Annotated in this window: 21 protein-coding genes; 16 read left to right on the top strand and 5 right to left on the bottom strand. The window is 64.3% G+C overall.

Annotated features, from left to right (window positions below; all coding sequences use genetic code 11):
• Nucleotide 1: 1 nt before the first annotated feature.
• The 9 genes from HWE04_RS13710 (at nt 2) to HWE04_RS13670 (ending at nt 8,598) form a co-directional block, all read left to right on the top strand.
• The gene (locus HWE04_RS13710; RefSeq protein WP_241812718.1) at nt 2–2,542 is read left to right on the top strand and encodes a heavy metal translocating P-type ATPase; all 2,541 of its coding nucleotides are present in this window, start codon (nt 2–4) and stop codon (nt 2,540–2,542) included.
• Complete coding sequence (ccoS, locus tag HWE04_RS13705; RefSeq protein WP_006464222.1) at nt 2,542–2,715, top strand: cbb3-type cytochrome oxidase assembly protein CcoS; 174 nt, start codon at nt 2,542–2,544, stop codon at nt 2,713–2,715. The genes HWE04_RS13710 and ccoS overlap by 1 nt, the downstream gene beginning before the upstream one ends.
• A gap of 175 nt (nt 2,716–2,890) precedes the next feature.
• Nucleotides 2,891–4,318 (top strand): cytochrome-c oxidase, cbb3-type subunit I, encoded by a 1,428-nt coding sequence (gene ccoN / locus HWE04_RS13700; RefSeq protein WP_006464223.1) that lies wholly within the window; start codon nt 2,891–2,893, stop codon nt 4,316–4,318.
• A gap of 12 nt (nt 4,319–4,330) precedes the next feature.
• Nucleotides 4,331–4,945 carry a cytochrome-c oxidase, cbb3-type subunit II gene (gene ccoO / locus HWE04_RS13695; RefSeq protein WP_006464224.1) on the top strand — a complete coding sequence of 205 codons (615 nt, stop codon included), beginning with the start codon at nt 4,331–4,333 and terminating at the stop codon, nt 4,943–4,945.
• 4 nt (nt 4,946–4,949) lie between these two features.
• Nucleotides 4,950–5,144: a cbb3-type cytochrome oxidase subunit 3 gene (locus HWE04_RS13690; protein ID WP_006464225.1), complete on the top strand. Its 195-nt coding sequence runs from the start codon at nt 4,950–4,952 to the stop codon at nt 5,142–5,144.
• Nucleotides 5,137–6,069 carry a cytochrome-c oxidase, cbb3-type subunit III gene (gene ccoP / locus HWE04_RS13685; RefSeq protein ID WP_006464226.1) on the top strand — a complete coding sequence of 311 codons (933 nt, stop codon included), beginning with the start codon at nt 5,137–5,139 and terminating at the stop codon, nt 6,067–6,069. The genes HWE04_RS13690 and ccoP overlap by 8 nt, the downstream gene beginning before the upstream one ends.
• Before the next feature lie 138 nt (nt 6,070–6,207).
• Nucleotides 6,208–7,680 (top strand): cytochrome c oxidase accessory protein CcoG, encoded by a 1,473-nt coding sequence (ccoG, locus tag HWE04_RS13680; RefSeq protein WP_241812717.1) that lies wholly within the window; start codon nt 6,208–6,210, stop codon nt 7,678–7,680.
• Between the two features lie 43 nt (nt 7,681–7,723).
• Nucleotides 7,724–8,269, top strand: a complete 546-nt coding sequence (locus tag HWE04_RS13675; RefSeq protein WP_241812716.1) for a FixH family protein — start codon at nt 7,724–7,726, stop codon at nt 8,267–8,269.
• Between the two features lie 71 nt (nt 8,270–8,340).
• Complete coding sequence (locus tag HWE04_RS13670; protein WP_006464229.1) at nt 8,341–8,598, top strand: hypothetical protein; 258 nt, start codon at nt 8,341–8,343, stop codon at nt 8,596–8,598.
• Nucleotides 8,599–8,627: 29 nt separating this feature from the next.
• Here the strand turns inward: HWE04_RS13670 and fnr are convergent, their stop codons facing one another.
• From fnr to HWE04_RS13650, 4 genes are all read right to left on the bottom strand, one after another.
• Entirely contained in the window at nt 8,628–9,473 is an 846-nt protein-coding gene (fnr, locus tag HWE04_RS13665; RefSeq protein WP_241812715.1) for a fumarate/nitrate reduction transcriptional regulator Fnr, read from the bottom strand.
• A 638-nt stretch (nt 9,474–10,111) separates the two neighbouring features.
• On the bottom strand, nt 10,112–11,230 hold the full coding sequence (locus HWE04_RS13660; RefSeq protein ID WP_241812714.1) for a fatty acid desaturase: 1,119 nt from the start codon (nt 11,228–11,230) through the stop codon (nt 10,112–10,114).
• Between the two features lie 212 nt (nt 11,231–11,442).
• Nucleotides 11,443–12,066: an OmpW/AlkL family protein gene (locus tag HWE04_RS13655; protein ID WP_006464232.1), complete on the bottom strand. Its 624-nt coding sequence runs from the start codon at nt 12,064–12,066 to the stop codon at nt 11,443–11,445.
• A gap of 255 nt (nt 12,067–12,321) precedes the next feature.
• Nucleotides 12,322–13,389, bottom strand: coding sequence for a 1-aminocyclopropane-1-carboxylate deaminase (locus HWE04_RS13650; protein WP_077236408.1), 1,068 nt, complete (start codon nt 13,387–13,389; stop codon nt 12,322–12,324).
• A gap of 189 nt (nt 13,390–13,578) precedes the next feature.
• On the opposite strand from HWE04_RS13650, the gene HWE04_RS13645 reads away from it, so the two are divergent.
• Complete coding sequence (locus HWE04_RS13645; protein WP_039875916.1) at nt 13,579–14,040, top strand: Lrp/AsnC family transcriptional regulator; 462 nt, start codon at nt 13,579–13,581, stop codon at nt 14,038–14,040.
• 97 nt (nt 14,041–14,137) lie between these two features.
• Nucleotides 14,138–15,115 carry a prolyl aminopeptidase gene (gene pip / locus HWE04_RS13640; protein ID WP_241812713.1) on the top strand — a complete coding sequence of 326 codons (978 nt, stop codon included), beginning with the start codon at nt 14,138–14,140 and terminating at the stop codon, nt 15,113–15,115.
• 82 nt (nt 15,116–15,197) lie between these two features.
• Here pip and HWE04_RS13635 read toward each other — a convergent pair whose 3' ends face one another.
• Nucleotides 15,198–15,728: a MarR family winged helix-turn-helix transcriptional regulator gene (locus tag HWE04_RS13635; protein ID WP_241812712.1), complete on the bottom strand. Its 531-nt coding sequence runs from the start codon at nt 15,726–15,728 to the stop codon at nt 15,198–15,200.
• A 166-nt stretch (nt 15,729–15,894) separates the two neighbouring features.
• Between HWE04_RS13635 and HWE04_RS13630 the strand changes: the two genes are divergently transcribed.
• The 5 genes from HWE04_RS13630 to HWE04_RS13605 all read left to right on the top strand — a co-directional run.
• A complete protein-coding gene (locus tag HWE04_RS13630) occupies nt 15,895–17,142 on the top strand; it encodes an HlyD family secretion protein (protein WP_241812711.1) in 1,248 nt (415 codons plus the stop codon).
• The gene (locus HWE04_RS13625; RefSeq protein WP_233207627.1) at nt 17,139–18,710 is read left to right on the top strand and encodes an MDR family MFS transporter; all 1,572 of its coding nucleotides are present in this window, start codon (nt 17,139–17,141) and stop codon (nt 18,708–18,710) included. Before HWE04_RS13630 ends, HWE04_RS13625 begins: the two co-directional genes overlap by 4 nt.
• Nucleotides 18,710–20,185, top strand: a complete 1,476-nt coding sequence (locus tag HWE04_RS13620; protein WP_241812710.1) for an efflux transporter outer membrane subunit — start codon at nt 18,710–18,712, stop codon at nt 20,183–20,185. Before HWE04_RS13625 ends, HWE04_RS13620 begins: the two co-directional genes overlap by 1 nt.
• Nucleotides 20,186–20,842: 657 nt before the next feature.
• Nucleotides 20,843–22,168, top strand: coding sequence for a S8 family peptidase (locus HWE04_RS13615; RefSeq protein ID WP_241812709.1), 1,326 nt, complete (start codon nt 20,843–20,845; stop codon nt 22,166–22,168).
• A gap of 59 nt (nt 22,169–22,227) precedes the next feature.
• On the top strand, nt 22,228–24,600 hold a 2,373-nt coding region (locus tag HWE04_RS13605; protein ID WP_241812807.1), incomplete at its 3' end, for an autotransporter outer membrane beta-barrel domain-containing protein.

Genomic DNA, 24,600 nt, shown 5'->3' with positions numbered 1-24,600 from the left:
CATGAACGGCAGCGATAAGGGCGACGGGAGCGGGGAGGGGAAACCGTGTTTCCACTGCGGTCAGCCGGTACCGGCCGGGGAGACCTGGCCGCTGCCAATCGGTGGCCATACGCGCGCGATGTGCTGCGTGGGTTGCCAGAGCGTGGCCCGTCTGATCGTCGATAGCGGGTGTGAAGATTTCTACCTGCGTCGCACGGTGCCCTCGGCACGCGTCGATCCTGAACAGTTGCTGCCACCGGAACTGGCGCTGGTGGACCTGCCCCTGCAGGCGCAGCATCACGACGCCCCCGATAGCCAGGACCAGGCCGTAGAACTGGTGCTCTCCATTGATGGCCTGCGCTGTTCGGCCTGCGTCTGGCTGATCGAAAAATACCTGGCGCGTCTGCCCGGCATCCATATGGCCGAGATGAACGTCGCCAGCGCCCGTCTGCATATCCGCCGTGATCCGGCGTTGTGCCCCACCTCCGTCATCCTGCGCGGCCTGCGTGGCCTGGGCTACACCGCCTATCCCTTCGACCCCTTGCGCCAGGGCGAGCAGGCCAGGCGCGCCTCGCGTCGCCTGTTCCGGCAATTGTTCATCGCCGGGCTGTCGATGATGCAGGTCATGATGTACGCCGTGCCGGTCTACATGACGCATGAAGGCATTGATCCCGACATGATGTCGCTGATGCGCTGGGCCAGCCTGTTCCTGACCATTCCTGCCGTGTTCTATTCGGCCCTGCCTTTCTTCACCGGTGCCTGGGCCGGCCTGCGTGCGCGCGCACCGGGCATGGACCTGCCGGTGGCCATCGGCATCGCCGCCGCCTTCGCTGGCAGCGCCATCGCCACCTGGCGCGGCGAGGGAGAGATCTGGTTCGACAGCGTGAGCATGTTCATCTTCCTGCTGCTGGCCAGCCGCTATCTGGAGACGGCGGCGCGGCGTCGCTCGGCTTCGGCGCTGGAACGCATGCAGCAAGCCTTTCCGGCGTCGGCCCTGGTGCTGGGTGGCTATCCGCAACAACGCGACACCACGCTGGTGGCAGCCGCGCAACTGCAGCCCGGCGATGTCATCCTGGCCCGACCGGGTGACACCATCGCGGCCGATGCCAGCCTGATCGAAGGCGAGACCGAACTGGACCTGGCGCTGCTCTCCGGCGAGAGTCGCCCGCAATCTTTCCAGCCTGGCCAGGAGGCCCCCGGTGGCGCCGTCAACCTCAGCCAGCCGGTGTTGCTGCGGGTGGTGCGCACTACCCGCGACAGTACCCTGGCCGCCCTCACGCGACTGGCGGAACAGGCCGGGCAGGGCAAGCCGGCATTGGCGCAGTGGGCGGACCTGGTGGCTTCGCGCTTCGTGGTCGCCCTGCTGTTGCTGGCGGCGGCGACCTTCCTTGCCTGGCATCTGATCGATCCCTCGCGCGCCTGGGCCACGGCCATTGCGGTGCTGGTGGTGTCCTGTCCCTGCGCACTGTCGCTGGCCACGCCCTCGGCGCTGGCGGCGGCGACCGACCGGCTGCTGCGCGAAGGCACGCTGGTGGTGCGCGGCAATGTGCTGGAAGCCCTGCAACGCGCCGATACCATCGTCTTCGACAAGACCGGCACCCTGACCCAGGGGCGGCCGCAACTCACCGCCTTCTGGAGTGAAGGGCCGCAGTCGCGGATGCTGGCGATGGCCGCCGCCATGGAGCGTGGCAGCCTGCATCCGCTGGCGCGCGCGCTGGTGCAGGAAGCGATGGAGCAACAGATCCGGCCGGTCGACGTCACCATGCTGGAATCGGTGACCGGCGCCGGCATGCAGTGCCAGATCGACGGCGTGATCCACCGCATCGGCGCGCGCCGCTTCGTCGCCGACATCGCGGGTGACGCCCTGCCCGGTGCACTGAATCAGCCGGTGGCAGCCGGTGCCGGCGCGGTGTACCTGGGCAGCAGTGCCGGCTGGCTGGCGCGCTTCGACCTGGCCGATGCACTGCGGCCCGATGCCGTGGCCACCGTGGCCGCGTTCCGCAGGCTCGGGTTGCGCACCATTCTTCTCAGCGGCGACCAGCCCGAGGTGTGTAACGACGTCGCTGCCGCAACAGGCATCAGCGACGTGGTCGCCGGATGTACGCCGCAAGGCAAGCTGGACTACGTGCGTCAGTTGCAGCAGGGCGGGGCGGTGGTGGCCATCGTCGGCGATGGCATTAACGATGCGGCCATGCTGCGTGCCGGCGATGTCTCCTTTGCCATGGGCAAGGGCGCGGCGCTGGCGCAGATCAGTGCCGATGCCGTGATCATGAGCGACCACCTGCAGGCCGTGGCCGATTGCGCCGGCATGGCGCAGCGGACCATGCGCATCGTGCGGCAGAACCTGGTGTGGGCCACCCTCTACAATTTCCTGGCCATTCCGGCCGCTGCCTTCGGCCTGCTCGATCCGTGGATGTCAGCGGTGGGTATGTCACTCAGTTCGCTGCTGGTGGTGGGCAATGCCCTGCGTCTGAGCCGCTGCGCACGCGGCTCCGGGCGCGTTGTCGACGAGGCCTCCAGCGACGTCGCCGCGCCCGCGCCGGCACTGGCAGGAGGTGTCTGATGGAAGCGCTCTACCTGCTCATTCCCTTGAGCACCCTGCTGGTGTTCGTGGCGATCTGGATCTTCTTCCGCGCCTCCGATAGTGGTCAGTTCGATGACCTGGAAGGTCCGGCCATGCGCATCCTCCATGACGACGATGCCGTCCCCGGCAAGGATGCTCCAGGCGCGCCCTGAGTCCTTCCTTCAAGCCTGTACCTGGGGGCAGATATCGTCTTTTTCCTGCGTTTTTCCTGTTGTTTATCCGTCTTTGTTTTCATGCTTCTCCCCGCTTTGATACACGTCAATGCCCCAGGGGAACTCGCCCCGTAAGCTCGCGTTGATCAGTACTCAACATAGTGGGGAGAGTTTCGTGAGCAAAGAAAATAGCTACAACTACAAGGTTGTGCGCCAGTTCAGCGTGGCGACCATCCTGTGGGGCGTAGTCGGCATGCTGGTCGGCGTGTTCATCGCCGCCCAGCTGGCATGGCCCGAATTGAACATGGGGATTCCCTGGCTGAGCTTCGGCCGGCTACGTCCCTTGCATACCAACGCTGTCATCTTTGCCTTCGGCGGTAGTGCGCTGATGGCAACCTCGTACTACGTCGTGCAGCGTACCTGCCAGGTACGACTGTTCTCCGACTTCCTGGCCGCCTTCACCTTCTGGGGCTGGCAGGTGGTCATCGTCGGTGCAGCGGTCTCGCTGCCGCTGGGCTTCACCCGTGGCAAGGAATACGCCGAACTGGAATGGCCCCTGACCATCCTGATCGCCGTGGTCTGGGTCGCCTACGCGGTGGTGTTCTTCGGCACCATCGTCAAGCGCAAGGTGCAACACATCTACGTGGCCAACTGGTTCTACGGTGCCTTCATCATCGCCGTGGCCATCCTGCACATCGTCAACGGCATGACCATGCCGGCGACCATGACCAAGTCCTACTCCATGTACAGCGGCGCGCAGGATGCCATGATCCAGTGGTGGTACGGGCACAATGCGGTGGGCTTCTTCCTGACCGCCGGCTTCCTGGGCATGATGTATTACTTCATCCCCAAGCAGGTGAACCGTCCGGTCTATTCCTACCGCCTGTCGATCGTGCACTTCTGGGCGCTGATCTTCACCTACATGTGGGCCGGTCCGCACCATCTGCACTACACCGCACTGCCTGACTGGACCCAGTCGCTGGGCATGGTGTTCTCGCTGATCCTGCTGGCACCGTCCTGGGGCGGCATGATCAACGGCATGATGACCATGTCGGGCGCCTGGAGCCAGCTGCGCACCGATCCCATCCTGAAGTTCCTGGTGGTGTCGCTGTCCTTCTACGGCATGTCGACCTTCGAAGGTCCGATGATGGCCATCAAGACCGTCAATGCCCTGTCCCACTACACCGACTGGACCATCGGCCACGTGCACTCCGGTGCCCTGGGCTGGGTCGGCTTCGTCACCATGGGTGCGATGTACTACCTGATTCCGCGTCTGTCGGGCAAGACCCAGATGTGGAGCAAGGACCTGATCGAGATCCACTTCTGGGTCGCCACCATCGGCATCGTCCTGTACATCGCCGCGATGTGGATCGCCGGTGTCATGCAAGGCCTGATGTGGCGCGCCGTCAACAGCGACGGCACCCTGACCTACACCTTCGTGGAAAGCGTCAAGGCGACCTATCCGTACTACGTCATCCGTCTGATGGGTGGACTGATGTACCTGTCCGGCATGCTGGTGATGGCCTACAACACCTGGCGCACGATGCGCGGCACCGAACTGGCCGTCGCACCGATTCCTGCCGTGACCAACGCTGCGCACTGATTTGGGGGAAATATGAAGTTTTCGCATGAATGGATCGAGAAGAACCCCTGGCTGCTGATCGGCCTGGTGCTGCTGGTGGTGAGCGTCGGCGGCCTGGCCGAGATCGTGCCGCTGTTCTTCCAGAAATCGACCACCGAGCCGATCGCCGGCCTGAAGCCCTACTCGGCGCTGCGCCTGGCGGGCCGCGACGTGTACATCCGCGAGGGGTGCTACAACTGCCACTCGCAGATGATCCGCCCGCTGCGCGCCGAGACCGAGCGCTATGGCCACTATTCCGTGGCGGGCGAATCGGTCTACGACCATCCCTTCCAGTGGGGTTCCAAGCGGACCGGTCCTGACCTGGCCCGCGTCGGCAGCCGCTACAGCGATGAATGGCATCGTGCCCACCTGCACAACCCGCGTGACGTGGTGCCGGAGTCCAACATGCCGGCCTACCCGTGGCTGGAACAGACCAAGCTGGACAACTACGACATCGTCTCGCGCATGAAGGCCTTGAAGCGCATCGGCGACCCGTACACCGAAGAAGACATCAAGAACGCCCCGGCCGAACTGGTCGGCAAGACCGAGCAGGATGCGCTGATCGCCTACCTGCAGGGCCTGGGCATCCTGATCAAGGCGGAGAGATAAGACCATGATTGAAATGATTACCGATCCACGCAGCCTGATCACGCTGATCAGTTTCATCACCTTTGCCGGCATCCTGTGGTGGACCTACGTCGGCCACAAGCCCGCCGATTTCAAGCAAGCCGAGATGATTCCCTTTGCCGACGGCGATATCGGCCAGCCGGCTGCGGAAGGCGTCGACAAGGAGGTGCGCCATGGCTGATTTCACCAATGGTTTCTGGAATATCTGGATCATCGTCCTGACCGTGCTGGGCATTGCCGGTTGCGCGCTGCTGCTCTGGCAGCAGTCCAACTGGAAGGTCAAGAAGGGCGACCAGCCGGTCGCCGGGTCCACCACCGGCCACGTCTGGGACGAAGACCTGAGCGAACTGAACAACCCCCTGCCGCGCTGGTGGATGTGGCTGTTCTACCTGACCATCTTCTTCTCGGTCGGTTACCTGGTCGCCTATCCGGGCCTGGGCAACTTGCCCGGTACCCTGGGCTGGCGCTCGACCGGCGAGCACGATGCCGACGTCAAGGCCGCCGAGGCCAAGTACGGTCCGCTGTTCGAGGGCTTCATGAAGCAGGACCTGAAAGAGGTCGCCGCCAATCCGCAAGCCCATGCCATCGGCGAGCGCCTGTTCCTGACCTACTGCGCGCAGTGCCACGGTTCGGATGCCCGCGGCAACAAGGGCTTCCCCAACCTGACCGACAACGACTGGTTGCATGGCGGTACCCCGGAGATCATCAAGGAAACCATCCTCAAGGGTCGCCATGGCGTGATGCCTCCGATGGGCGCCGCAGTGGGCAGCGACAAGGATGTCGACAACGTGGCCAACTACGTGCTGAGCCTGTCCGATTCGGCACATGACCCGATCAAGGCTGAACTGGGCAAGTCCAAGTTCGCCGCCTGCATGGCCTGCCACGGTCCCGGCGGCAAGGGCAACCAGGCGCTGGGCGCGCCCAACCTGTCGGACAAGATCTGGCTCTATGGCGGCAGCATCGACACCATCAAGGAAACCATCAACAAGGGCCGTGACAACACCATGCCATCGTTTGGCGAGTTCCTCGGCGAACCCAAGGTGCATGTCCTGGCCGCCTATGTGTGGAGCTTGTCCAACAAGCCCAGCAATGCAGCCGCCAAGTAAGCCGTCTTGACGACGTGACGTCATCCGCCGCCGGGACTGACGCAGACAAAGATCTGCGCGCTCCCGGCGGTTTCGTGAAAGGCGCTTCTCACCACAGTCTGGAAGCGCACAGAGAGTGAAAGCAGATCAGGCAATACCATGGACAAGGCCGTAACGAAACCCGGGCAGGACAAGGAGGGGGACCTGCCACCCCAGAGCGCCGACAGCAAGGATGGCAAGGAGGAATACGCCGTCATACGCATGTATGCCGCGCGTGAACCGATCTACCCGCGCGAGATCCAGGGACGGTTTGCCAGCCTGCGCTGGCTTTGCGTGTTCCTGACGCAGCTGGTGTTCTATGGGCTGCCGTGGATCAACTGGAACGAGCGCCAGGCCGTGCTGTTCGACCTCGCTTCCCGCAAGTTTTACCTGTTCGGCCTGGTGCTCTGGCCGCAGGACTTCATCTGGCTGGCCGCATTACTGATCATCTGTGCATTCAGCCTGTTCCTGTTTACGGCCGTGGCCGGCCGTGTCTGGTGTGGCTATGCCTGCCCGCAGACGGTCTATACCGAAATCTTCCTCTGGATCGAGCGCCGCATCGAAGGCAATCGCAGCGCCCGCATGCGCCTGGACCGCCAGGGCTGGTCGTTCGACAAGCTGTGGCGCAAGTCGGCCAAGCATCTGGCCTGGGGCGCGCTGGCCCTGTGGACGGGCATCAGCTTTGTCGGTTATTTCTCGCCCATCCGTGACCTGCTGCCGGAGATCGGCAGCCTGGCCCTGGGACCGTGGGAGATGTTCTGGATCGGCTTCTATGGCTTCGCCACCTATGGCAATGCCGGCTGGATGCGCGAACAGGTCTGCAAGTACATGTGCCCCTATGCACGCTTCCAGAGCGCCATGTTCGACCGCGATTCACTCATCATCACCTACGACGCCGCCCGCGGCGAGCCGCGCATGCCGGCAGCCAGGGCTGCCAAGCTGGAGACTGGCAGCAAGGCCGGCGACTGCATCGATTGCACGATGTGCGTGCAGGTCTGCCCCACCGGCATCGATATCCGGCAGGGCCTGCAGTACATGTGCATCGGTTGCGCCGCCTGCGTCGACGCCTGCGACAGCGTGATGGACAAGATCAGGCGCCCGCGTGGCCTGATCCGCTATTCCACCGAAAACGCCGTCGAGCAGGGCTTCTCGACCTCGGAAATCCGCCGTCGCCTGTTGCGTCCGCGCATCCTGATCTACACCGCCATCCTGGGCGTGGTGATTGCCTTGTTTGCCAGCTCGCTGTGGATACGCACGCCGCTGAAGCTGGATGTGATCCGTGATCGTGGCTCCATGGGGCGTGAGGTGGAAGACGGCATCATCGAGAACGTCTACCGCCTGCAGGTCATCAACACCGATGAACGCGGCCATCGCTACCGCATCAGCGCCAGCGGCATCGATGGATTGACGGTCGATCCGGCTGAACCCATCGAGATGGCCGCCACCCAGACCTTGATGGTACCGATCCGCGTGCGGGCGCCGCATGGCGCGGGTGAAGTCGGCTCCAACAAGATTCGCATCGCCCTGCAGGCGGAAGACCAGCCGTCAGTGCAGGTCAGCGAAAAGGCCGTGTTCCTGGTGCCGCGACGCTGAGCCAAGACCTGTCCCCATCCGTTCAGAGAGTAGAGAGGAAATCATGCAAACCTTATCCCCCAAGCTGGCCCCCGCCACACCCTGGTATCGTCATCGCTGGCCGTGGCTGTTGATGTCCGGTCCGGCCGTGGTCGTGGTCGCCGGCATCTTCACCGCCTGGCTGGCCATCTCGCGCGCCGATGCGCTGGTGGCTGACGACTATTACAAGCAGGGCAAGGCCATCAACAAGGACCTGCGTCGTGACCATGAGGCGCAGCGCCTGGGCGCGGCCATTGGCATCGGCTACGACCCGGCGGCTGCCGTGCTGCGCGGCCGTCTGCAGATGCGCGAAGTGCCGGTGGTCGGCCAGGAAGGGCAGACCCTGATCATCAGCCTGGTGCATCCGACCCAGCCTTCCAAGGACCGGACCCTGATGGTCCGTCCTGCCGCCGACGGAACGTTCTCGGTTCCCCTGGCGGAGCTGGAGCAGGCGCGCTGGCGCCTGGTGGCCGAAGATGGCGGCCATGCCTGGCGGTTGCACGGCAACTGGGTGTGGCCGCAACAGCGCAGCATCGAAATGAATGCAGAGGCCTACGCACCGGCCGAATAATGCGCTAAGCTGCAATCAAACCGGCTGCAAGACCGGTCAGTCTACGGATGAAATAACTGAAGGAGACAGCCATGCGCAAACAGCAACGCAATATCGCCATCGTCCTCTGGGTGGCTTTTCTGATGGCCATCGCGGCCGAAGGCGTGTTCTTTTCCCTGTTCAACCCGGACGAGCTGGCCATGGTCTCAGGCCATGAATGGGAAGCGATGGGCGCCTACACGGTCGGTTTCTTCTGCTTCTGGGGGAGTTTTGCCGTGTGCGGCCTGCTGGCCGTACGGCTGACCCGGGCGCTGCCTCGCGAGCGCCTGCGTCATTTCGTCCAGGGCTGAACGCCCCGGACGAGGTCGGGCCTAGACCCCTAGACCGCTGCGCGTGCGGTCGCGGCAGGTGCGGGGGTGGAAGACTCCACCCCGGCCGCCAGGCGCTTCAGGGCCGGCAGATCGATCACTTCCACGTCACGTTGCTCCACGGCCAGCAAGCCCAGCTTGCGGAACTTGGAGATCAGTCGGCTGATGCTTTCGATGGTCAGGCCGAGATAGTTGCCCACGTCCTGGCGTGTCATGCGCAGCTGGAAACGGGTGGACGAATACCCACGGGCTGCATAGCGCGAAGACAGGTTGACCAGGAAGGCGGCAAAGCGTTGTTCGGCACGCATATTACCGAGCAGCATGATGACGTTCTGTTCACTGGTGATCTCGTGGCTCATCATCCGGTGGAAGTGACGCAGCAGGTGCGGGATCTGGCCGAACAGCTGTTCCAGGCGGGCAAACGGGATCTCGCAGACTTCGCTGTCCTGCAGCGCCACCGCATCGCATTGATGCGTCTCGGTGCTGATCGCATCCATGCCCAGCAGTTCGCCAGGCATCTGGAAGCCGGTGATCTGGCGATCGCCGTCGAGGTTTTCCTGATAGGTCTTGAAGTGGCCCACGCGTACTGCGTACAAGGCCGTGAACTGGTCACCAATGCGGTAGAGGAAATCATCGCGGGCCACCTTGCGGCGACCGATGATCTTGTCCAGGCGTTTCATGTCGGATTCGTCCAGGCCCATGGGCAGGCACAGCTGGTGCATGCCGCATGCGGTGCAGCTACGCAGTGCCGAGCTGGCGGCCGCTTCACGTGCAGCCGTCAACGACGAACACTGGGACAGGGGAGCAGCGGCATTGGCCGATGCGGAAAGTGGAGCGGAGTGACAAGACTGGTTCATACGATGTTCCCGGCGGACATGTGGCAATCGAATGACTCGATTTTAAGTGCGCGGAACAAGATAAGCAGCACAGTATTCCCGAATCAGACGGCATTTCTTGTCCCAGATCAAACATGAACAAAGTAGAACTCATTTCATAAATAGGCGCGAGTGCGAGCGAGTCCCGTTTGGGATGAAGTGCAAGGCGCGAATTTGGGTCAAGACTGGGCGTCTTGACCCAAATTCGTAACGCAGCAATTCGCCCAAACGGGCCGCTCCCTCCGGGTTCTGCCCAGAAAGGGCGCTGGCCGCGTTGCGCTCCTTGCGTGTGGCACCACCACACGACGCGTCGCGCGCCTTGCCAGCGCCCTTTCTGGGCAGAACGCATCTCGCGACTATTTATGAAATGAGTTCTAATCGCCGCATCGGGCTGCAAGGCGGGCATTGCGGGCTGGAACTCCGCTGAAAAGCGACAGTTGTCTGCTTTTGGCGTGAGAAGTGCAAGAAGGGAGGAGCGGCCTTGATGGGGGAAAGTGGGCGGTATCGCGGGGTTACCGGGGACCCGCGAATGCCCTTCCATGCGACCGTCTTGTTATTGAAGCTTCAGCTACATCGTGGCTACCTGAACGGATGGCACAGGCAGTGCCATTGATTGCCGATCACGCCTCTGCCGTGCTCTTGCTCATGTCCGGCAGCGGCAGCGGGGTGCTGGTGGGGCGACCGCGATAGTCGGTCCAGCACAGGCGCTTGAAGTCGTACAGCTTGCAGCGGCGAGCAGTATCGAAGTACCAGCGCCACGAGAAGCGCTGGATCACGATTCGGCCCGGCAGCATGGTTTCCAGCTTCTTCTGGGCTTGCTTCAGGCGGTACAGCGGCACGCTCATGTCCACGTGGTGCGCGGTGTGTTCCATGATGTGATGCAGCAGCGCGCCCCAGTAGCGACCGAAGGTCAGGTGCACGGTGGTGGAGACGAAGGGCTGGGCAGCGGCCCAGGTGATCTTGTCTTCATACCAGGCCACCGAGGTATGCGTATGGTGGACATACACCACGAAGCCGATCATGGCCTTCCAGAACAGCAGGGGAATCGCAAAGCCGGTCACCAGCAAGGTCCAGAAGGATTGCTCGGTGGCTTGCGCGGCCCAGGCCAGGCCGCCGACCCAGACGGCGGCCACGATGGTCACCAGCACGCCATCCCACATGAATTCGGCGCGACGGGTGGGCATCTGCTTCTTCGAGGGGAAGTACATGCGCTTCCACCACATGTCGATCATGTAGTACAGGCCGGGACCGAAGCCGCTGCGGTAGATGCGCTCCAGGCGCTGGCGCCAGCGCGGCAGGGCGCGGAACTCTTCCAGCGAACGCGGTTGCCAGACAAAATCGAAACCCTTCAGGTTGGTATAGCCGTGGTGCACCACATTGTGACCGACGGCCCACAGGCTGTAGGGGGTCAGGGAGGGCATGAACAGCATGCGGCCCAGCCAGGTATTGAGCTTGCGGTTGGGCGTGAAGGCCTGGTGGCAGGCATCGTGGCCGAGGATGAACAGGCGCCCGATGATGAAGCCATTGACCACGCCCAGCGCGATCTTGGCCAGCAGCCAGGGGACCCAGATCACGGCCGCCAGGCTGGCGCCGAACAGGCCGAAATCCAGTACCGACAGCGCCAGCGCAATGGCGGTGCTGCGCTGGCTGATCGGGATCACCCACGATCGGATGATCTTGCGATGGGGCATCGGTGCGCCTGGCGCGACCGGTGTGTTGGGGTGCGAAGTCGTCGACATCGAATTTACCTCTTCCTACTTTCAAACGGTGGACGGGGGAGCATGCCGCATGAGACTGCTCCTGCTAACGCTGCAAATGGCGGATGGCGTTTGCAAAGGTGTGGGCGTTCGGCTCGGGACCGATGGCGGGGACGTTAGCGCTGATCCCAAAAAACAACGCGACCGGTCATCAGGGATGACGGATCGCGCCGTTTGGGTGCGGCAAGAATACCTTAGAAACGGTAACCCACGCCAACGCCGATCAGCCACGGGTCGATCTTGACGTTGCTGATCTTGGTGCCGGAGGCGGTCTTCACGTCGCTGGAGATCTGCACCTTCTTGACGTCGAAGTTGAGCACCCAGTTCTTGTCGATCTTGTAGTCCGCGCCCACCTGCAGGGCACCGCCCACGCTGCTGCTGTCCAGACGCAGGCCACCGTCGATATTGACGCTGGAGATGCGGGTGTAGTTGATACCGGCGCCGACGTAGGGGCTGAAGGCTGCTTCAGGCATGAAGTGGTATTGCAGGGTCAGGGTCGGCGGCAGATGCTTGAAGGTACCGATCTTGGTGCCGGACAGGCGCACGTCCTGCTTTTGCGGATAGGTCAGCACCAGCTCGGCGGCGATGTTCGGGGTGAAGAAATAGCTGATGTCGAATTCGGGGATCACCTTGTTGTTGATGGTGATCAGGTCCGAGGCGCCTTGTCCAAGCACGGGGTCGGACTTGTTTTCCGGGCTCAGGTTGACGGCGCGTACGCGCACCAGCCACGGGCTTTGGGCTTCCTGTGCGAAGACGGGGGCGGCAAACGAGGATGCCAGGGCTGCCACGGCGGCAGTGATTGTGACGATTTTTTTCACGGTTTTTACCTGTCGAGTGAGGATGTGCGAAAGGTACGCGTGAAGCGGCTGGCGGGCTTTGATGCCGATCAAGCGGGTCGGCACAAGGTGTGGAAACAGCAGATCTGCGGGCGCAAGAGTGACGAAAGAGTCACGAAAGAGTGACATAAAGCATGACACTAAGCATGACAGCAAGCGCAACAGCCCGACCTGCATACACAGGTCGGGCTGTTGACGGCCATAGGATAGCGTACGGCCCGCAGGCCGCGCCCGGGCTTACTCCTTGAAGCGGGCTTCGCGGGCCAGCTTGGTCAGGTTTTCCGGATCTTCGAAGGCTTTGTAATAGGCATTCAGTGCCGGTGCGCCGCCCAGGTGGGCATACAGCACGCGCTGGCCCTTGAAATGACCCTTCTTGGCCATGTCGATCAGGCCGTCGATGGATTTACCTTCATAGACAGGATCGGTCAGCATTGCTTCCATCTCGGCCGCGGTGCGGATGGCGGCGATGGTCTGCTCGCTCGGCAGGCCATAGGCCGGGCCGCTGTAGTCGGGGATGATCTCGATGTCGGTATCGCGCACCACCACGCGCTGGCCACCCTTGGAGGCGATCAGCTCGCTGGTGTCGTTGGCGATCTTGGTGACGGCGCGGCGGGTCATGGCTTCGTCGTCGGCGGTATCGATACCGATCACGCGGCGACGCTTTTCCTGCGCGGCGAAGCCCACCACCATGCCGGCCTGGGTGGAACCGGTGCAGGTGGCCACCACGATGTTGTCGAAGAAGATGCCCAGCTGCTGCTCTTGCATCGCCACTTCGTCGGCGAAGTTGGCATAGCCCAGGCCGCCCAGCGGGTGATCCGAGGCCCCGGCCGGAATCGCGTAGGGCTTGCCGCCCTTGGCGCGCACTTCTTCCAGGGCGCGGGCCCAGGTGTCCTTCTCGGTGGTCGAATAGCCGTAGCCACCCATGATGGGGTTGCCGCCCATGATGCGGGTCAGCAGGATGTTGCCGACCTTGTCGTAGACCGGGTCATCCCATTCCAGCCAGGTTTCCTGCACCGTATAGGACTTCATGCCGACTGCGGCCGCCGCCGCACAGACCTGGCGCGTGTGGTTGGACTGGATGTTGCCGATCGAGACCAGGGTGTCGCAACCCTTGGCCAGGGCATCGGCCACCAGCCATTCCAGCTTGCGGATCTTGTTGCCGCCGAAGGCCAGGCCCGAGGACACGTCATCGCGCTTGGCCCAGACTTCCACGCCCAGCATGGCGGAGAGTCGTTCCAGCTTGTGAATGGGGGAGGGGAAGAAGCCCAGCGTCTTGCGCGGGAAGAGTTTGTCGAGTGCCAGCATGGGGTTGCTCCGGTTCAGGTGGATTCAGGAAAAGTGGTCCGATTCACATCGAATCGCCGGGATCAACTTTACGCCGCCTCATTTAAATGGTGCTTCCGAATTTATGGCATGATTCGGTCGAAAGAAGTGACGTAAATTATTTCGTGAAAATATCCATTCGACTTTGCAGGAATTATCGGAATAATCATCATGACGCTAGATCGCATGGACAAGCGCATCCTCAAGGCGCTGCAGAAGGATGGCCGCATCGGCAATGCCGAGCTGGCCAAGAAGCTGGGCATGAGCGCCACGGCCTGCTGGAACCACACCAAACGCCTGATGGACGAGGGCTATGTGAAGGAAGTGCGCGCCATCCTGGACCCCGAAAAACTGGGCCTGCCGGTGCTGGTGACGGTGGGCGTGGTGCTGGACCGCTCCACGCCGGAGAGTTTTGCCGAATTCGAAAAGGCAGTGCGCGATATCGCCGCCGTGCAGGAGTGCCTGCTGCTGGCCGGTGAATTCGATTACTGGATCAAGTTGCGGGTCAAGGACCTGCAGGCCTTCAACCGGCTGCACGCCAATACGCTGCTGCGCCTGCCGGGTGTGCGGCAATTGCGTTCCTTCTTCGTCCTCAACGAGGTGAAGAACAATCCGGAACTCGTGGTCGAATGAAGGATCTCGATTCCAGTCCTATACTTCACCTTTCTTCACCTTTGCGTTTCACGTCTGAACGTTGTTCCCGTCTTGCATTCACCTTCAAGGATTCCCGATGACCTCGACCACTTCCACCTCCAGCACCTCCTTGCGCGGCCTCTACCCCCCGATAGAGCCCCACGATCACGGCCTGCTGGATGTCGGCGACGGTCACCAGATCTATTGGGAAGTGTGCGGCAACCCGGCCGGCAAGCCGGTGGTGTTTCTGCATGGCGGCCCCGGCGGCGGTTGCGGCCCGTCGCACCGGCGCCTGTTCAATCCGGAGAAATACCGCATCGTCCTGTTCGACCAGCGCGGTTGCGGCCGCTCGCTGCCGCACGCCAACCTGGAAGCCAACACCACCTGGGACCTGGTGGCCGATATCGAACGCCTGCGCGAGATGCTGGGCATCGAGCGCTGGCAGGTCTTCGGCGGTTCCTGGGGCAGCACCCTGGCACTGGCCTATGCCCAGACCCATCCGCAGCGCGTGACCGAAATGGTCTTGCGCGGTATCTTCCTGCTGCGCCAGGCCGAGCTGGACTGGTACTACCAGGAGGGCGCATCGTGGATGGTGCCGGACCGCTGGGACGAGTTCCTCGCGCCGATCCCCGCCGCCGAGCGCGGCAATCTGGTGCATGCCTACCGCAAGCGCCTGACCGGCGACGATGAAGCCGCCAAGCTGCAGGCCGCACGTGCCTGGAGCCGCTGGGAAGCCAGCACCATCACGCTGGTGGCCGATGAACGCCTGATCGACTCCTTCAACGATGCCCAGTTCGCACTGGCCTTCGCCCGCATCGAGAACCACTACTTCTTCCACAAGGGCTTCATGGAAGAGGGCCAGTTGCTGGCCAATGTGTCGCGTCTGGAAGGTATTCCCGCCGTGATCGTGCAAGGGCGCTACGACCTCGCCACGCCGGCCAGGTCGGCCTGGGATCTGCACCAGGCCTGGCCCGGCTCGCAGCTGCACCTGATCGACAGCGCCGGCCACGCCTACAACGAACCCGGCATCCTGGACCAGTTGGTTGCCGCCACCGACCGCTTCGCCGGCGGCTGATCGGCGGACCGGCGGACCGGCAGACCCTCCAACCTGCGCGGCGGCAAGCGCTCCCTTTCACGGGGAGCGCTTTTTTTACGCCTCAGTCTTTCCTGCGGCCGCGCTTGCCGGCTGGCTCATCCGTGGCGCCGGCCACGGTGGCGGCGCTGGCAGCCTGTGCCGAATAACTTTCCTCCAGTTCCGCCAGCCGCCCGTTGAGCTTGCCCAGCACCCGCGTCAGCGTGGCGATTTCCTCTTCCTCCAGCGCCGCGAACAAGCCATCGATAAAGGTTTTCTTGACCGGCTCCGAGGCGCGCAGCACTTCTTTGCCGGCGGCTGTCAAAGCGATGTGCTTGACCCGCCGGTCACTGATGTCGCCGGTTCGTTGTACCAGCCCGTCGCGCTCCAGCGCATCGATGGCCTCGGTGATGGTGCGCGGCGCGAAGCCGAAGGCCGTGGCCAGGTCGGCCGCCCGCACCGGACTGTTGCGCTCGATGTGGCCGAGCATCTTGTTGCGCGCCAGCGAAGCCCCTTCGCCGGCCATGAGCTTGTCCAGCGTGCGGTGCGAGCGGATGTAGAAGTCGCGCAGCGCCTCGGCGGCCCCGCTGTAATCGTTTGAAAAGCCTGTAGACATGATTTTCCTGGATACCATATCATATGGTACCTCATTAATATTTTCGCTCACAAAAAGTGAAGCGTAGTGTTGCTGATCAGAAATCTTGATGACGCCACATTGAAGTCCCCGGCAATTCCCCAACGTCACTCCACGCCATCATCGCCCCGATATTAGGATAAAAAAGATGACCGATGCCACACCCAGCAGTCAGCAGTCAAACCAGCAGCCCAGTCAGCAGCAAGCGGAGCCATCCACCTCCGCCCCCGGCGCCAATGCCAATACCAACCCCAACGCCAACACCAACGGCGACAAGAACAACCCACCCAAGAAGCGCATGAGCCCGCGCGCCCGCTTCATCCTGCGCGCCCTCGGGCTGGTGGTGCTGGTCGTGGTCGTGGCCTGGGTGCTGTACTACCAGTTCCGCGGCAAGTACCTGGAAAGCACCAACGATGCCTTCATCCATGCCGATAGCGTGACCGTATCCTCCAAGGTCACCGGTTACGTGGACCAGGTGCTGGTGGCCGACAACCAGATCGTCAAGGCCGGCCAGCCGCTGGTACGCATCGACGCCCGCGACTATTCCGCCCAGGCGGCGCAAGCCAAGGCCCAGATCGACGCCGCCAGTGCCAGCCAGGAAGCGGCCAATGCGCAACTGGCCGAACAGCAGGCCGCCATCGCCCAGGCCAAGGCGCAACTGGCCGCCGCTGAAGAGGATGCGCGCTTTGCCTCTTCCGAAGTGGAGCGCTACACCCCCCTGGCCGCCTCCGGCGCCGAAACCCGCGAACGCCTGACCACCCTGCGCAACCAGCAGGCCCAGGCCCGCACCACGGTGGCGGCGCGTCGTGCCGCCCTGGATGCAGCCCAGCTGCGGGTGCGTTCGCTGCAGGCCCAGGTACGCCAGGCCCAGGCCCAGGGTGAAACCGCCAAGGCCCAGTACGACGCCGCCAGCGTCAACCTCGGCTATACCGAAATCCGCGCCAGCGTCGATGGCCGCATCGGCGACAAGCAGGTGCGCGTCGGCCAGTTCGTCTCGGCCGGCACGCGCATGATGACGGTGGTGCCGACCCGCTTCTACGTCTCCGCCAACTTCAAGGAAACCCAGATCGGCCTGATGCGCATCGGCCAGCCGGCCAGCATCAAGGTCGATGCCTTGCCCGGCGTGGAATTCCACGGTCATGTGGAAAGCCTCTCGCCCGGTACCGGCGCGCAATTCTCGCTGCTGCCGCCGCAAAACGCCACCGGCAACTTCACCAAGATCGTCCAGCGCGTCCCGGTGCGCGTGGCCATCGACGCCACCCCGGAAGAAACCCGCTCCTTCGTGGCCGGCCTGTCGGTGACGGTGGAGGTCAACACCATCGCCGCCAAGGATGAATTGCGCGCGCTGCGCGAGCGCACCAGCGAAGCCAACGCCACCCGCAAGGAGCCGCAGTGAGCAGCGCCGCCTCCACCCCTGCGGTGAAGGCCAATGGTGCCAACCCGGAGAAGGCCGACGCCGGCGCCTGGCTGGCCGTGGCCGCCGGCACCCTGGGCGCGCTCATGGCCACGCTGGACATCTCCATCGTCAACTCCTCGCTGCCCACCATCCAGGGCGAGATCGGCGCCTCCGGGACCGAAGGCACCTGGATCGCCACCGCCTACCTAGTGGCCGAGATCGTCATCATCCCCATGTCGGCCTGGCTGGAACGCCTGCTTGGCCTGCGCGTGCTGCTGCTGACGGCGGCCAGTCTCTTTACCCTGTTCTCGGTGCTGTGCGGCCTGTCCACCACGCTACCGATGATGATCGTCGGGCGGGTAGGGCAGGGCTTCACCGGCGGCGCGCTGATCCCCACCGCCATGACCATCATCGCCACCCGCCTGCCACGCGCCCAGCAGCCGGTGGGCAATGCCATGTTCGGCGCCACCGCCATTCTCGGCCCGGTGCTGGGGCCGGTGATGGGCGGCTGGCTGACCGAGAACGTCAGCTGGCACTACGCCTTCTTCATCAACCTGCCGGTGGGCGCGGCGCTGATCACGCTGCTGCTGGTGGCGATTCCCTATGAGCGTCCCCGCTTCGAGCAACTGGCCCAGGCCGACTGGTTCGGCATCGCCGGCCTGGCGCTGGGCCTGGGTGGCCTGACGGTGGTGCTGGAAGAGGGCGAGCGCGAGCAGTGGTTTTCCTCGCCCGACATCCGCTGGCTGGCGGCCACCTCGCTACTGGGCTTCCTCCTGCTGGCCATCGGCCAGATCCGCTCGCGCCACCCGGTGATCCAGTTGCGTCTGCTGCGGGACCGCCAGTTCGGCTCGGTGGTGATGATGGCCATGATCGTCGGCGTGGCGCTCTACGGCACGGCCTATGTGATTCCGCAGTTCCTCTCCGGGATTGCCGGCTACAACTCGCTGCAGTCGGGCTGGATCGTGCTGCTCTCGGGGGTGCCGATGATCCTGATGATGCCGTTCACGCCGCTGCTGATGCGGCTGGTCGATATCCGCATCGCCGTCGGTACCGGCTTCCTGCTGCTGGCGGCGTCGGCCTTCATCGAGACCGATCTCAGCCCGCTGTCCTATGGCGGTTCCTTCGTGGCCTCGCAACTGATGCGCGGTGTCGGTACCGTGCTGGCCATGCTGTTCCTGAACCAGGCGGCGATCCGCTCGGTGCCGGCCTCGCAGGCCGGCGACGCTTCCGGTCTCTACAGCGCGGCGCGCAACCTGGGCGGCTCGCTGGCGCTGGCCGCCATCGCGGTGATCCAGGACCAGCGCCTGTGGCTGCACAGCCGCCGCCTGGAAGAAAGCCTTTCTGCCAATTCCGACCTGGTGCAATCCGGCATCGGCGCGCAAGCCCAACTGCTGGGCGGCCAGGATGCCGCCATCCAGTTGCTGGGCTCCACCATCCAGGCCCAGGCGCTGACCATGACCTATGCCGACCTGTTCTGGATGCTGGGCGTGGCCATCCTCTGCGTCACGCCGCTGGTGCTGTTCCTGCGCCCCTTGCCCACCCATGCCGCGCCGGTGGCTTCTCATTGATGATGAACATGGAAAAGACTCTCCCTCTCTTTACTCCCGTACGCCTGGTCGCCCTGGCCGCTGCCGCCCTGCTGGCTGGCTGCGCCCTCGGGCCGGAATACGCCGGCCCACCCGACGCCGCGCCGCAGGCCCAGCGCAGCGGGCAGTTCGTGCGCGCCGGCGATCTCGCCAATGCTGCCGCACCGCTGAACCGCTGGTGGGAAGCGCTCAACGACGCCCAGCTCAACCGCCTCGTGCAGCAAGCCCTGCAAGCCAATCCCAGCCTCGGTAGCGCCCGCGCCCGGCTGCAGCAATCGCGTGCCAATCTCGACCTGGAACAGGCCAACGCCGCCCCCAGCGTCGGCGCCTCCGCACTGGCCGCGCACGCGCGCCTGCCACCGGCCAACCTGGGTGCGCTGACCGGCGGTTCCAGCTCCGGCGGTTCGTCCGCCTCCAGCGTGAATCTCTACAACCTGGGCGTGGACGCCAGCTGGGAGGCCGACCTCTTCGGCGCCCATCGTCGTGCCATCCAGGCTGCCGGTGCCAGCGCGCAGGCCGCCGAAGCCTCGCTGGCCGATGTCCAGGTCAGCCTCACCGCCGAAGTGGTCAACGCCTACATCAACCTGCGCGACCGCCAGCAGCGCCTGGCCCTGGGCGAGCAATCGGTACAGGCCCAGCAGGACATGCTCGCCCTGACCGGCCAGCGCGTGCAGCGCGGCACCGCATCCTCGCTGGACCAGATCCGCGTGCAGAACCAGCTCGACGCCACCCGCGCCGAGCTCTTGCCGCTGCAGGCCGAACGCGAGGCCTACCTCAACCAGCTGGCCACCTTGCTGGGACAGGAGCCCGGCACGCTGGATGCCGAACTGAACGCGGCCTCACCCTTGCCCCTGCCACCGCAACAGGTCGCGGTCGGCGATCCGGTCGCGCTGCTGCGGCGGCGTCCCGACGTGCGTGCTGCCGAACGCACCCTGGCCGCGGACACCGCCAAGATCGGCCAGGCCGAGGCCGCGCGCTATCCCAGCCTGAAGCTCTTCGGCGTGATCGGCCTGGGCGGTACCCATCCCTCCGATCTGACCCGGCTGGATGATTTCGTGGCCCTGGGCGCGCCGATGCTGAGCTGGAATTTCCTCGACTTCGGCCGTGCCAAGGCACGCGTCACGCAAGCCGAACAGGTGCGCGACGAAGCCGAGATGAAGTATCGCCAGGCCGTGCTGGAAGCCCTGCGCGACGCCGAGGATTCGCTCTCGCGCTTCCGCTACGGCCGCATCACGGTCGCCACCCTGGCGCGCAGCAAGGCCTCCGCCGACCGTGCGCTGGAGCTGGCCAGGCAACGCTACCAGGCCGGCACCGGCACCTTGATCGAGGTGCTCGATACCACGCGTCAGCAGATCAGCGCACAGCAGAACCTGCTGCAGGCCGAGGCCAACCTGACGCGCAGTTTCGTCGGCATCCAGAAAGCCCTGGGACTGGGCTGGGGAGAGGCCGAAAGCTGATCCCGCGCACTGATCCTGCGCGGTAGGGGGACGGGGCGCGGTGGCCTCGTTCCGTCTCCCTCGCAATCCCTCGCAGTCCCTCGCAGCCCCTGTCTCCGCTGCATTTCTCCCTCACCGCGCCGCCGTCCTTTCCATTTCTGCAGAACTTCCGCGCAGTTCTTCACCTTCCTTCCTTGTGTGCCGGCGGGCATGTGCGTCCGCTGTTCTTCCTCTGCACAACACTTCACTTTTTATTGTTCTGAGCATCGACCCTGGAAATAGACGCGACGTCATGCATGACAGTCGCGGTGTCGCTCTTCGGCTGCTTTTCAGCGCTGGCGCAAGCCCGGCACATCGTCCGCCCTGCACCATCGGACAATATTAAGAATCGGATCACAACCGGACAATCCCCTCCCAAAAAACCATCGGGCCGCTGCATATCGCGTTCCCGGAAAACCAGAAATCAGGACGTCAGGGAGACTCCATGAGAGAGGGATGCGTCCTATCAAAGGCGCCGCGGCATGTCGCCTGGACCGACAGGCCCGATGCCGTCGGCTGCCGGTCGCCGCCGCCTGCTCGCCAGCCACCTGGCCACCAGACCCATCACATAACAAGGACAGCCGTCGCGGCCTTCTGCGGCGAGTGAGTCTCGATCAAAAAAATACCTCAGGGCAGGGAATGAATATCAAGAAAAACGCGGGCAGAGCCCGTGCGCGTGCAGCCGCGCCCATCTTCCGCAGACATCAACTGTACTGCGCCGTGCTGATGACGCTGGCCCCGGCACTGGTGCTGCCGGCCAGCGCACAGAGCTTCGTCCACTACGACGCAACGCGCAGCAACGACCGCGACGCAGCCGCGGCCAGTTGGGCCGCCGCCGACGAATTCAAGAGCGACTGGGGCCTGAGCGCCATGAATGCGCAGCAGGCCTATGCAGCGGGCTTGAGTGGCCGTGGTATCAAGCTGGGCGCCGTGGACTCCGGCCTCTCGCTGACTCACCAGGAGTTCGCCAAACGCAATGTCAAGGCCTTGATCGTGAGCGGCATCTACGCCAACGATGGCTTCCAGATGTCCGGTGGGCGACAAGCCTGGAGAGCCGGCGATGCCTTCAACACGACCGGTGCCAAGTCGTCGCGCAACGACAATCATGGCAGCCATGTGTCGGGCAGTATTGCCGCCGCCAGGAACGGCGTGGGCATGATGGGCGTGGCCTTCGAGAGCGACTACCACATCACCAACAGCAACGGCACCGATGCCTCCGTGTATGGCATCAACATGGACTACAACTACTTCAGGGCGGCCTACGGCAACCTGGCCGACGCCGGTGTGCGGGTCATCAACAGTAGCTGGGGCAACCCCGATGCACGCGACGACGTCAACACCGTCGCCGGCGTCTATGCCGCCCATCTGCGCTTGATGGGCAGCGACAAGAAATCCTGGTTGCAAGCCGCCGCCGATGTGGCGCGCGAGACCAATGTGCTACATGTCTGGGCGGCCGGTAACAGCGGACGCGACAACGTCAACGTGCGTTCGGCGCTGCCGTACTTCCAGCCGGACCTGGAGCAGAACTGGCTGACAGTCACTGCCTTGACCAAGGAACTGGTGCAGCCCAGCTTCAGCAATCGCTGCGGACTGGCCAAGTACTGGTGCGTGTCGGCCCCGGGGGCGGCAATCAACAGCCTGGGAGGGAAATCCGACACTGCCTACGACAGCGAGAACGGCACCTCGATGGCCGCGCCCCATGTGACCGGCGCGCTCGGCCTGCTGATGGAACGCTATCCCACCCTGGACAACCAGGCCATCCGCACCATCCTGCTCACCACCGCCAAGCACCTGGGCAAGGGAGCAGCCGATGCGCCCAACGAGGTCTTTGGTTGGGGCATCCCCGACCTGGGCAAGGCCCTGAACGGTCCGGCGCAGTTGCTGGGCCGGTTCAATGCGCATCTTCCTGCCGGCGCCGAAGATACCTGGAGCAACAACATCTCCGAAGCGGCGCTGGCAGCCTGACGCTGACGGGAGATAACCGCTATTCCGGCGGCACCCTGTTGCAGGGCGGTACGCTGGGCGTGGGGTCCAACACCGCGCTGGGCAGCGGATCGCTGTCCATGTCGGATGGCACCACGCTGCGCGCCGCTGCCGATGGGCTTGCGCTGGCCAATGCGCTCAGCCTCAGCGGCACAGGCAATATCGACACCCAGGCCTACAACATGACGCTCTCCGGTGCCATCAGCGATGGTGCCAGCGCCGGCAGCCTCACCAAGCGCGGCCGGGGCAGGTTGACCCTGACCGGTGCTCCACGTTACTCCGGCAACACCACCATCGCCGAAGGCACCCTCGCCATGGCCAGTTACCGGCAGACGGCGGACCAGACCCTGCGCTTTGGCGCGTTCAGCGATGTCAGCTACGGCAAGCTGCAGGTCAAGGGCCGTGCCAGCTTTGTCCCGCAAGCGAAGCTGGCAGTCGATGTGGCCCGCATCAACACGCTCGGCAAGGGGCAGACGCTGGATACCGTGATCAGCGCCGGCTCGCTGGACGCCAGCAGCTTCAGCGTGAGCGACAACTCGCTGCTGTTCGATTTCAAGGCGGTCATCAGCGGCAACGCGGTCAGTCTGGATATCGTCGATGGTGTCAGCATCAGCCAGGTGGTCAAGGATGGCCAGCGTGGCGCTGCCAATGCTGCGGCCACCGCGCTGGACAATCAGATCCGCCTGGTCGGCAGAACGCCTCTCAGCGACATGGCCACCGTGATCTCCGCCATGGGGCACCTGCCCGATGCGGCCAGCGTGGCCCGTGCCACCAGCCAGACCCTGCCGCGCAATACCAATACCGCGGCCATCATGGGCAGCCTGTCCTCGCTGAACCGCATTGTCTCCAGCCGCTTCGCGCCGACTGCAGCGGGACAGGGGGGCCCGGCGTCGGGTGTTTCCTCCGGCGAATCGGCAGATTTCCAGGCCTGGATCATGCCCTTCGATGCCCGCGTCAACCAGGGCGACCGCGAAGGGAGCGCCGGTTTCAGTGCCAATACCTGGGGACTGGTGGGTGGCATCGAGGCGCCGATCGGGGAGGCGCGCGTGGGCGTGTCCTACGCCTACGGCAATACCAGCGTGAGCGGCAACACGGCCCTGGCCGGCACTGCCAGCCGATCGCGCATCGACGCCAGCATCCTGGGTCTCTACGGCAGTCTGCCGGTGGGCAGCATGACGCTGGGCTTGCAACTGGATGCCGGCTGGAATCTCAGCCACACCCAGCGTGAATTGCGTTTCGGTGGACTCAACCGCAGCGCCGTTGGCGATTACGGTGGCCTGAGCACGCATGCCGGCGCCGCCCTGGCACAGGTGCTGCCGCTGACGCCAAGCCTGAGCCTGACACCGGCCCTGCAGCTGGACTACACGCGCCTGCAAAGCAACGCCTATACCGAAAGGGGCGCCGATGCGCTGGACCTGCATGTGGAGAACCGTATCGTCGCCAGCCGTTTCGCACCGGCTACGGTCGCGCAAAGCGGTCCGGCCTCGGGCCTGTCTTCCGGTGAATCGGCGGACCGTCAAGCCTGGATCATGCCCTTCGACGCCCGCGTCAACCAGGGCGACCGCGATGGTTCGGCCGGCTTCAGCGCCAATACCTGGGGCCTGGCCGGTGGCATCGAAGGTGATCTGGGAATGGCACGCCTGGGCCTGTCCTATGCCTACGGCAATACCAACGTGAGTGGCAACACTGCATTATCCGGCACCGGTAGCAAGTCGCGCATCGAATCCAATGTCGTCGCCCTGTACGCCAGCCTGCCGGTGCAGAGCATGACGCTGGGCTTGCAGGTGGATGCCGGCTGGAACGTCAGCCGCAGCCAGCGGGAGTTGCGCTTCGGTGGCTTGAACCGCAGTGCCAGCGCGGACTACGGCAGCCTGAGCACGCACGCCGGAGCCAGCCTGTCACAGGCGCTGCCGCTGACGCAGGAGCTGAGCCTGGTTCCCGCCCTGCAACTCGACTACACGCGACTGCAAAGCCGTGCGTACACGGAAAAGGGGGCCGATGCCCTGAACCTGCAGGTCGAGGGCAAGACTGCGCAAGCGCTGGTGCTGGGCGTGGAAACCCGCCTCAACTACGCGCTCTCGCCTGAGTCGCAGATCAGCACCCACCTCGGTGCCGGCTATGACGCCATCAACGATCGTGACGACATGGTGGTGCGCTACGGGCACCAGCACCACCGGCGGTACGGGCACCACCACCACCACCGGCGATACCGGGGCCTCCACTACTGGCGGTACAGGCACCAGCACCACCGGCGGCACGGGCACCAGCACCACCGGCAGCACCGGCACCACCACTACCGGCGGCACGGGCACCAGCACCACCGGCGGCACAGGAACCAGCACCACCGGCGATACCGGGGCCTCCACTACTGGCGGTACGGGCGCCAGCACCACCGGCGGTACGGGCGCCAGCAC

The organism is Herbaspirillum sp. C7C2 (assembly GCF_022627865.1).
In the GTDB taxonomy this organism is placed as follows: Bacteria; Pseudomonadota; Gammaproteobacteria; order Burkholderiales; family Burkholderiaceae_D; genus Herbaspirillum; species Herbaspirillum frisingense.
Note: the sequence above shows the minus strand (reverse complement) of the source record. Positions and strands in the feature narration are given on the sequence as shown.

Excerpts from the sequence above, each read along its gene's own strand:
- HWE04_RS13645 (WP_039875916.1), top strand. The coding sequence starts at position 13,579 with ATGACGCTAGATCGCATGGACAAGCGCATCCTCAAGGCGCTGCAGAAG.
- HWE04_RS13710 (WP_241812718.1), top strand. The coding sequence starts at position 2 with ATGAACGGCAGCGATAAGGGCGACGGGAGCGGGGAGGGGAAACCGTGT.
- HWE04_RS13670 (WP_006464229.1), top strand. The coding sequence starts at position 8,341 with ATGCGCAAACAGCAACGCAATATCGCCATCGTCCTCTGGGTGGCTTTT.
- ccoP (WP_006464226.1), top strand. The coding sequence starts at position 5,137 with ATGGCTGATTTCACCAATGGTTTCTGGAATATCTGGATCATCGTCCTG.
- fnr (WP_241812715.1), bottom strand. The coding sequence starts at position 9,473 with ATGAACCAGTCTTGTCACTCCGCTCCACTTTCCGCATCGGCCAATGCC.
- HWE04_RS13630 (WP_241812711.1), top strand. The coding sequence starts at position 15,895 with ATGACCGATGCCACACCCAGCAGTCAGCAGTCAAACCAGCAGCCCAGT.
- pip (WP_241812713.1), top strand. The coding sequence starts at position 14,138 with ATGACCTCGACCACTTCCACCTCCAGCACCTCCTTGCGCGGCCTCTAC.
- ccoO (WP_006464224.1), top strand. The coding sequence starts at position 4,331 with ATGAAGTTTTCGCATGAATGGATCGAGAAGAACCCCTGGCTGCTGATC.
- HWE04_RS13620 (WP_241812710.1), top strand. The coding sequence starts at position 18,710 with ATGATGAACATGGAAAAGACTCTCCCTCTCTTTACTCCCGTACGCCTG.
- HWE04_RS13660 (WP_241812714.1), bottom strand. The coding sequence starts at position 11,230 with ATGTCGACGACTTCGCACCCCAACACACCGGTCGCGCCAGGCGCACCG.
- ccoS (WP_006464222.1), top strand. The coding sequence starts at position 2,542 with ATGGAAGCGCTCTACCTGCTCATTCCCTTGAGCACCCTGCTGGTGTTC.
- HWE04_RS13650 (WP_077236408.1), bottom strand. The coding sequence starts at position 13,389 with ATGCTGGCACTCGACAAACTCTTCCCGCGCAAGACGCTGGGCTTCTTC.
- HWE04_RS13690 (WP_006464225.1), top strand. The coding sequence starts at position 4,950 with ATGATTGAAATGATTACCGATCCACGCAGCCTGATCACGCTGATCAGT.
- HWE04_RS13675 (WP_241812716.1), top strand. The coding sequence starts at position 7,724 with ATGCAAACCTTATCCCCCAAGCTGGCCCCCGCCACACCCTGGTATCGT.
- ccoG (WP_241812717.1), top strand. The coding sequence starts at position 6,208 with ATGGACAAGGCCGTAACGAAACCCGGGCAGGACAAGGAGGGGGACCTG.
- HWE04_RS13615 (WP_241812709.1), top strand. The coding sequence starts at position 20,843 with ATGAATATCAAGAAAAACGCGGGCAGAGCCCGTGCGCGTGCAGCCGCG.
- HWE04_RS13635 (WP_241812712.1), bottom strand. The coding sequence starts at position 15,728 with ATGTCTACAGGCTTTTCAAACGATTACAGCGGGGCCGCCGAGGCGCTG.